Here is a 1,048-nt window from a genome sequence, read left to right as displayed (position 1 = left end):
AAGCGCGTCGTGTTTGGTGCTATTGAGCCAAAAGCTGGAGCGGTTGTTAGTCAGAATCAATTGTTAGATCACCCCGCGATGAATACTTCTGTTGAGGTGACACAGGGAGTGTTAGCCGAAGAGTCGAGTCGTCTTATTTCTTCATTTTTTGCTTTGCGTCGCGAAAAAAAGAAAGCTCTTAAGCAAGCTGCGAAGTCTTAGATATACTTTTATTAAGCTAGAAGTAAATAAACTCTGAATCTGTAAATTAAGTTGGAATTAAGGAAGAGCCATGAAGGTGTTGGTGACCGGAGGAGCTGGTTATATTGGAAGCCATGTTGTTAAGCAACTAGGTGAAGCTGGATACGATATTGTTGTCTTTGACAATCTTTCGACGGGATATGAATGGGCTGTGACCTATGGCGAATTGGTCATTGGTGACGTCGGTGATTTTGATAGGCTGGATGCTTTGTTTGCTGAACATAAGTTTGAAGCTGTGTTGCACTTTGCCGCAAATATTGTTGTTCCTGAGTCCGTTGAAAATCCTCTTAAATATTACGGAAATAACACGCGCAATACCCTCAATTTATTGAGTGTGATTGAAAAACATCAAACTCCGTACATGGTGTTCTCATCTACGGCTGCCGTATATGGGATGCCTGATGAGAAAGTACTGACAGAAGATATGCCTCTTGCACCGATCAATCCTTATGGTGCGTCTAAAATGATGAGTGAGCAGATGATCCGTGATTTATCATTTGCATCAAATTTGAAACACGTGATTCTACGTTACTTTAATGTCGCTGGAGCAGATCTTGATAGCAGAATTGGTCAAGCGACGCCTGAAGCAACGCACCTGATTAAAGTGGCTTGTGAATGTGTGAATGGGGCTAGATCAGGTATGAAGGTATTTGGAACGGATTACGATACCCGCGATGGAACCTGTATTCGTGATTATATTCACGTTGATGATTTGGCGAAAGCACACGTTATGGCCTTAGATTTTATGGCACAGGGTGGTGAGTCTAGATCTTGAACTGTGGCTACGGCCGAGGCTTCACCGTAAAAG

General features: G+C 42.7%; 1 protein-coding gene and 1 pseudogene. Both read left to right on the top strand.

The genetic code is table 11. From position 1 onward, the window contains the following. Window positions 1-201: pseudogene (locus A3739_RS29140) on the top strand (tRNA adenosine(34) deaminase TadA); the annotation flags it as partial. A 70-nt stretch (window positions 202-271) separates the two neighbouring features. Beyond that, window positions 272-1,015, top strand: a complete 744-nt coding sequence (galE, locus tag A3739_RS01445; protein ID WP_231876971.1) for a UDP-glucose 4-epimerase GalE — start codon at window positions 272-274, stop codon at window positions 1,013-1,015. The last annotated feature ends 33 nt before the right edge of the window (window positions 1,016-1,048 follow it).

The organism is Oleiphilus sp. HI0067 (assembly GCF_001635735.1).
The sequence above is the reverse complement of the archived record's forward strand: the minus strand, read 5'-3'. Positions and strand labels throughout refer to the sequence as shown.

Coding starts and splice junctions, on each gene's coding strand:
- galE (WP_231876971.1), top strand. CDS start 272: ATGAAGGTGTTGGTGACCGGAGGAGCTGGTTATATTGGAAGCCATGTT.